Annotated in this window: 7 protein-coding genes; 4 read left to right on the top strand and 3 right to left on the bottom strand. The window is 38.4% G+C overall.

Annotated elements, in window-relative coordinates; all coding sequences use genetic code 11:
- Positions 1-1576: relaxase/mobilization nuclease domain-containing protein (locus FTV43_RS14060; protein ID WP_257224124.1), on the bottom strand; the 1576-nt coding region annotated here is incomplete at its 3' end.
- Positions 1560-2051 carry a plasmid mobilization relaxosome protein MobC gene (mobC, locus tag FTV43_RS14065; RefSeq protein WP_035270222.1) on the bottom strand — a complete coding sequence of 164 codons (492 nt, stop codon included), beginning with the start codon at positions 2049-2051 and terminating at the stop codon, positions 1560-1562. The genes mobC and FTV43_RS14060, both read right to left, overlap by 17 nt.
- A 1051-nt stretch (positions 2052-3102) precedes the next feature.
- On the opposite strand from mobC, the gene FTV43_RS14070 reads away from it, so the two are divergent.
- The 4 genes from FTV43_RS14070 to FTV43_RS14085 all read left to right on the top strand — a co-directional run bounded on the left by FTV43_RS14070 (position 3103) and on the right by FTV43_RS14085 (position 6942).
- Positions 3103-3450, top strand: a complete 348-nt coding sequence (locus FTV43_RS14070) for a hypothetical protein (RefSeq protein ID WP_179995747.1) — start codon at positions 3103-3105, stop codon at positions 3448-3450.
- Between the two features lie 49 nt (positions 3451-3499).
- Positions 3500-5242, top strand: coding sequence for a multicopper oxidase domain-containing protein (locus FTV43_RS14075; protein ID WP_179995748.1), 1743 nt, complete (start codon positions 3500-3502; stop codon positions 5240-5242).
- Positions 5229-6143, top strand: coding sequence for a copper resistance protein B (locus FTV43_RS14080; protein WP_179995749.1), 915 nt, complete (start codon positions 5229-5231; stop codon positions 6141-6143). Before FTV43_RS14075 ends, FTV43_RS14080 begins: the two co-directional genes overlap by 14 nt.
- 610 nt (positions 6144-6753) lie before the next feature.
- A complete protein-coding gene (locus tag FTV43_RS14085; protein WP_179995750.1) occupies positions 6754-6942 on the top strand; it encodes a hypothetical protein in 189 nt (62 codons plus the stop codon).
- A 61-nt stretch (positions 6943-7003) separates the two neighbouring features.
- Here FTV43_RS14085 and FTV43_RS14090 read toward each other — a convergent pair whose 3' ends face one another.
- The gene (locus tag FTV43_RS14090) at positions 7004-7294 is read right to left on the bottom strand and encodes an addiction module antidote protein (RefSeq protein ID WP_004969304.1); all 291 of its coding nucleotides are present in this window, start codon (positions 7292-7294) and stop codon (positions 7004-7006) included.
- Positions 7295-7305 lie beyond the last annotated feature (11 nt).

Raw genomic sequence — 7305 nt, forward strand, 5'->3', positions numbered from 1 at the left:
TTTTAATGAATTGATTTGTTGAATCAATAAGCTGTTTTGTTCTGATAACAAGTTGTTTTGCTCTGTTAAGAAGTGGTCGATTTCTGTCTGCATTGCTTACCTCCGTTGGATTTCCAACATTTTGATTTGATTTCTGATTTGCTGACTGTTCTGCTGAATTATTTGTTCTTGTGCTTCGATGGTCTTTAGATTCATGCTGGCTTGATAGCTCAGATAAAAACTCATTAAAAGACTCAGTATTCCAAAGCTGATTACCCCCCAAAGAATGTATTTCGATCTCTGATTGCTTAGCTTTTCTGAAATCAGTGTTTGTATTTCGCTCTCGATCTGTACGCTTTGGTTCGCTATCGCTTGCTGTACTTGGGTTTGTATGCTCTTTTGTAGGCTCTGCTTGTCGATTGAAAGGCTCTGCAACTGGCTGTTGATGTGGTTCTGTAGAGCCTGAATTGAGGTTGAAAACGAATCTATGCTCGATTTCACTTTTGATATTTCCGTAATATCTATATTCGCTAGTTTTTTTTGAAGTGCCTCTATTTGCTCCGTATAGCTCGCTGTTAGCGTTTTTATTGCTTGGGGTGATAGAAACCCTAGCTCGGTCAAAATCGAGCTTAGGTGCGATTCTATGGTTGTTGTCGTCTGCTGTACTTTGCGTAAAAGCGTGGTGTTGTTGATTATAGGCTTCTCGCTTTGCTCTATAAGTTGCTCGAAGTTGCTCAGCGTCTGTGAGAGCTGCTGCAAGCTCACTTGCAGTTGGTCGGCTTTCTGCTGCTGCTCTGAGATGCTCTGAATAAGATCCAATTTCGAAGTTTTCATGATAGAAATCACCTTTTATTCGATGTTTTTTGCCGTTGTTGAGAGTGACCGTTAGAGACTCTTTATTTGGTTTTATCGAGTCGACTCCATCTAGTTGTTTGATACAGGTGATTATTTCCGCTCTATTTTTTGCTGTGTTGGTTTTTAAGAGGGTTTTCACGTAATTATCAATTGCTTTGTAAAATTGCTTTTTGGGCAAGGTTTCTAGCTCTTTGCTTGAGAGTATTTTTTTTGCTTGAGCATTAAGCTTGGCAACGTGGTTCGGCTCTTGTGTCGTGTGCATTAGCAGCAAATCGTCAGGGCGTGACCACTGGTATTTTGTGTTGAAGTAATCCCGTAATGAGTCGAAATGTTTCTCATGCCCTGGGGGCGCAATGTTGAGTGATTTTCCACTCTGTAAATCAAGGCGTGGTACTAAAACATGAATATGCTTTGAGCCATCATCATCCGTATGTTGAACGGCAAACAGATGATATTGAGATGGGTCTAACCCTGAGAAAGCATGTTGTTCAAAGTCGGTTAAAACCTCCCTGATCTGCTCGTCTGTAGGGGCATCATCCTTTGACCAAGCAATCACGCCACTGGTGTATTTCCACAGATGGGGGCTTGCATCACAAATGGCGTTAAATGTGGTTGCATCACCTCTTAAAACTTCAATGCCTGCACGCACATTGCCCATGTGATCAAACTTATCGAGTAAGTATGCCGATGCTTTGGCAGCATTGCCTTTGCCATGATTCAAAAATTTAATATGCACTTTCATCATCCTCAGCCAGTTGTACTGAAGACAACTGCTTTTTTAAGCGTTCAGGGCTTTGCCGACTAATTTTAGGTAAGGCAGGGAAGACTTTTTCTAGCTCGGTTTGAATGCCTTTTAAAACAAGCAACATGTTAAAAATATTTAGTTTGCGTTGTTCTTGAGGATCTGCGTTCTTGATGATATTCAACGCTCGTGCAATTTGGTTTATGTTGTTGCCGATTCTTGATAGCTCTAGCAATACATTCGGATCAGTCTTTTGATAGCGTTTGACTACCTCAATCACTGTTTTAATTTTTGTTCTTGTGGGTTTTATTTCGTCTTTGGTTTGTTGAACGGTAATCACATCTTGCATGACTTCACGCTCGATTAATGAATGAATGAAGTCAGTGAAACTTGTATTTTCCTTTTGCAGGTGTTGCTCCAGTTGCTCAAACTGGAGCTGTGTGAGTCTAAATTTTTTTGTTTTATTTTTTACCATTTCGTGTCTCGTTAAGAGCTTTTGCTTTTGGGGTCTTAGGGGTGAAACCCCTAACAAGTCCCTGAGTCCAAATTTTCGAAGAAAATTGTGGACACAGGTAGGCTTGCTTGTCGCATTGCCCCTTTTATTTAGAGCTTATTCTGTTTTGCAAAGATCAATAATTTTTTTCTTAGATAAGTCAATAAAAAGGTTTATATGGCATCAAAATGTGCTGAAGGTCATATATGTATTTTTTAGAATTCGGTTCAATGATTAATGCATTAAATTTTTTTTTCTGAAACATGCAGAAATTGAACCAATTTAAATCCGATTTTTTAAATTTTGCTACGCTCTGCTTGATTTACAGATTTTGTAGATTTCACAGGTGCGGGTGGATGGATTAGCGACGCTAGCGCACCATCGTGATTAAGTTGTTACTAGGGGATATTGGCAAAGCAACAGCGTGATGAGTAGTTCAGCTAAGCTTTAAATTGTATGTTGGGGAAACCCTCGCAGAGAAAAGCTGCTGTTCGGTTTGAGAACGTGCCAATGCGATGTGTAGATCGTAATCTCAGCCTGAAGAGAAAGTACACTTACTCTTTGCCGATCGACCGAGACGTGGCTCCGTCAGTCCGATAGATTTTCGGGAATACTTTAAGGGGGATAATTAGCCCCTTTAAGGGTAAGTATGGCCGAAATTCCCTCAACGTTCACCGTCTGCCGATAGGCAGACTGAAGGGGAACGTTGAGGGAATGAGAGCATTTAGTTAAGAACAATAGTTCTGTTTAAAAAAGTTGATACAAGTATGAAAGTAATTACAAGAGTTTTAATTTTTATTATGAATAGGCACTAATTTTATATGTACTTTTAGGTCTAGAGTTTTTGACTTCGCATAAGGTGTATTATGTTAATTTTAGAGAAACTACTAAATTATATTGAGTTGTAAATAGTTGAAATTCCGTTAAGATATTTTGGATTAAATTCTATTCCTAGATAGCATTCGTGTTGACTCATCTCTCCAAAAAACTTTGGTTTTGTTTTCTTATGGTTTTTGCCATAGGATGGAGTAGTGTGTCTGTTGCATCAGTAAAGATAATGCATATCAATATTCAAACTGAAATGAGCCAAGATCATTGTTTAGATCAAGCACAGCAAGTCACTCAACATGGTATTAATCACGAAGTACAAACGAATACCGATTGCCATAATCATTTAGCTATTAATCAGAATATAGATCACAAAAAGTGTCAGGAATGTTCTAGCTTATCCTGCCAGACACAGATCTCATGTCTTCATTCTTTGCAAAGCTCGCTAGATCCCCTAGATACCTTCTATTCTATAGATCAGCCTAATTTTTATTACCTCAACCAATATCTAAATGGGTATTGGCAAGAAATTTCACGTCCTCCTAAAACTTAACCAATTTTTTTTAAAAATTTATTTATTTTTCAAAAACTAAGGTTAAGTTATGTCTCATAAAATTAGTTCGTACCTATTAGCAGGTATTTGTTTTGCATCGTCGCCTTTGGTTTTTGCCGAAGTGCGTGAATATCAGCTTGTTATTGATGAAGCAGTGGTCAGCCCAACTGGAAAGCCTGTAAAGCGCATTACCGTAAATGGTCAATTTCCTGCGCCTTTGCTTGAGTTTGAAGAGGGTGATGAAGCCATCATTCGCGTGAAAAATAATTTAAAAAACCAAGATTCTTCTATTCATTGGCACGGACTGTTGTTGCCGGGCATTATGGATGGTGTACCAGGATTTAATGGTTTTAACGGTATTAAGCCTCAAAGCGAGTATGTTTATAAATTCAAGATTCGCCAAAGCGGGACTTATTGGTATCACGCTCATTCTAAAGGACAGGAACAAGACGGCTTATATGGTTCTTTTGTGATTTATCCAAAAGGTAAAACACCATTGGCAGCACATGAAAAAGCTGAACGTGACTATGTGGTGATGTTGTCAGATTTTCATGAAAAAACCAGTGATCAAATTCAGAAAGATCTTAAAATTTCAGCTGAATATTATCAAGATCAGCGTGAAACCTTGGGTGATGTTTGGAAGCAGGTTAAACGTGATGGCATAAAAGCGACATGGTCTGACCGCAAAATGTGGAATCAGATGCGTATGCTAAAAACCGACATGTCGGATGTTACAGGTTATACCTTCCTCATTAATGGCAAAACACCTGAACAAAATTGGACAGGAATGTTTAAACCGAATGAAAAAATTCGCCTACGTTTTGTGAATGCATCTGCGATGTCTTTCTACGATGTCCGTATTCCTAACTTGAAAATGACTGTGGTTAGTGCTGATGGTCAGCCTGTGAAACCCATTTCTGTAGATGAATTCCGTATTGGTACGGCTGAAACTTATGATGTGATTGTGGAGCCAAAAGGTGGACATTATCAAATTGAAGCTGAGTCAATTGACCGTTCAGGTTATGCGATTGGTACGCTACACAATGAACTAAATCCTGTGACACACGGCATGCATATGCCTCAGCCACGTCCACGCTCGCTTTTGACTATGGAAGATATGGGACATGGTGGTGGTGATCATTCAGGAATGGATCATTCGAAAATGAACCATGGCGATATGAAAGGCACGGATCATTCACAGCATAGCGCAGTAAAACCGCAAAAAAATGATCAAGTGGTTTATGGTTGGGCAAATGCCTCTACACCTGCAGGTAATAAAGCTTTGCAATATAGCGATTTAAAATCGTTAGAGCCGCAAAAAGATACTCGTGAAGCCAGCAGTGAATTGGTCGTGCGTTTGGGCGGTACTATGGAACGTTATATTTGGACCATTAACGGTAAAAAATTTAGTGATGCTGAGCCGTTAAAAGTGAAATATGGCGAGCGTATTCGTATCAAATTTATTAATGACAGTATGATGGCGCACCCGATGCATTTACACGGTATGTTTATGCAGCTGGAGAATGGTCAAAAGTCGGTAGATATGCCAAATAAACACACATTGATCGTACCACCGGGTAAAACAGTTACGGCTTTATTAACTGCGGATGAATTGGGTGAATGGGCAATCCATTGTCATTTGTTGTATCACATGAGTGCGGGGATGATGAACAAGTTAATCGTGGCGAATGTTAGCGATGAACAAGTATCTACAATGCCAATTCAAGGTACAAATTCGACTCAAACTCACGAAGTAACTGAGCAAAAAGGAGCTGAACATGCACATCACTAATTTTGTATTGAAAGCGATTTTTTCTGTTGCGGTATTGAGTTTAACGACCTTAAGTGTGGCGCACGAAGGGCATCATTCAACTACTCAGAATAATGGGAAAAATATGCCATCAATGAATCATCAAGCCATGTCTGAGATGAATCATGCACAACATCAGGCAACATCTACGGTTAATCATTTACATCATGTACCAGATGCGAATACTCAGCAGAGTTCGCATTATGATCATCGCTCAGAACACGGTGCGCAAATTTATGCGATTACGACGGTGGATAATAAGTGGTTTGTCAATGAAGATGGCACAGGCGGTTTAAAGTCAGAGTTTGAAACCCGTATTGGCACAGATGAAAATAAGGTTTTTATTAAAGTTCATGCCGATAAAGAAGAATCGCATGATGCACATTATGATGCCAAACTTTTATATAGCCGTATGATTTCAGACTTTTGGGATGCACAGATTGGTGCACGTTATCGCAGTGAAAAAGTTGAACTCGATGATCATCGCAAAGATACCGAAGAAAATGTTGATGCAGTGATTGGCTTACATGGTATGGCACCATATTTCTTTGAAACTGATGCTTATCTCTATGCAGGAGAAGACAGTTATGCGGGCTTTAGTCTAGAAACGGAACGTGATTTTCTGATTACCCAAAAGTTGATTATTCAAACTTATTTAGAGTTGGATGCGATCTTTAGTGATGACTCTAAATATGCGAAAAAAACTGGTTTAAGCAGTGCAACCGCAGGGCTTGAAACTCGCTATGAAATCAGTAAAAAGATCATGCCGTATATCGACATTGCCTATGAGTATTCAAAAGGTAATGATGAAACGTCGTGGCAAATAGAATCAAACTCTGAGAAAGGTTGGTTATATGGAGCTGGTGTTAGATTTAGATTTTAATGATTACTAAATAGCTTTATTTAAATAAAACTCTAGCTTAATGTGGTCGGAAGCAAAATGTTAACTTATTTTGCTCCCTCCCATTTAACATAATAGAGCTTATGCGAAATGCAAGCAAAATAATGATTTAAAATCAATAACTTAAGAATTTTCACCCACCCTGAAAAACAGAAAAAAACCGACTGTGAAACATGTCGGTTTCTTTTTGAGCATATTTGTCATTTTTTGCCTATAAAATTGATTAAAAAACGATCAAAAACCGCAATTCCCTATAAGATATATGCCTTTTAAGATCAAATTCATCCCCAATTTCTGCGGACAACTTTCGGGATAAGTTTTAATCAATTTTGTAAGCCTTGGCTCACATTCATTCAGGTATTTTGCGTCTATACCAATCGCCCTCAATTTTCTATGATGAACACATAGAGAGCAGGATGCTCCAGATAACAATAAGAAACCGTAGCAATGGAATATGCAGGTACGACAGGAGTTATACCAACGCATCAAATACGTAAAAAAGCCCAACAGGATGTTGGGCTTTTTTATGTCTTGAATTTGGATTTCGTATAAGAGATTTTATGTTAAATGACTTAAATTTTTGGAGGAGATAATGATGCCTAATAGTGAATATGAACAGGTGCATAGTAAATTAATTCAGATTATGGAAGATACTATTGATATTGCAGATATTTTGAATAAAAAAGATGCAAATAATGAGATGTTATCTGAGCAGTTACACAACCAAATGTTTGAACTAAGCAAAGCTATTCGTGAATTAAAGACTTTAAGTCAAAAGTAAATTTATACGAATCAAAAAATGGGAGCCTTTAGCTCCCATTTTTACTATATTTTTTAAGTTTTTAGGCATGTTGTACTGTCAGTTTTAAGCCTAAAGCATTCACTACACGATTAATCGTATCAAAACGTGGTGCTGAATCCTGACGTAGGGCTTTGTAAAGTGCTTCACGTCCAATCCCTGCTTCTTTAGCGATTTGAGTCATGCCACGAGCTTTAGCAATTACGCCAAGAGCATGAGCTAATTCAGCTGGATCATTTTCCTCAAGAACCATGTTGAGATACATCACAATGTCTTCTTCAGTTTTGAGTGACTCAGCCATATCAAAACTTGGTAAATCAGCGACTTTAACCATTTTAATCCTCC

It is taken from the genome of Acinetobacter sp. YH16053, assembly GCF_013417035.1.
Taxonomy (GTDB): domain Bacteria; phylum Pseudomonadota; class Gammaproteobacteria; order Pseudomonadales; family Moraxellaceae; genus Acinetobacter; species Acinetobacter towneri.

Coding starts and splice junctions, on each gene's coding strand:
- mobC (WP_035270222.1), bottom strand. CDS start 2,051: ATGGTAAAAAATAAAACAAAAAAATTTAGACTCACACAGCTCCAGTTT.
- FTV43_RS14075 (WP_179995748.1), top strand. CDS start 3,500: ATGTCTCATAAAATTAGTTCGTACCTATTAGCAGGTATTTGTTTTGCA.
- FTV43_RS14080 (WP_179995749.1), top strand. CDS start 5,229: ATGCACATCACTAATTTTGTATTGAAAGCGATTTTTTCTGTTGCGGTA.
- FTV43_RS14085 (WP_179995750.1), top strand. CDS start 6,754: ATGATGCCTAATAGTGAATATGAACAGGTGCATAGTAAATTAATTCAG.
- FTV43_RS14090 (WP_004969304.1), bottom strand. CDS start 7,294: ATGGTTAAAGTCGCTGATTTACCAAGTTTTGATATGGCTGAGTCACTC.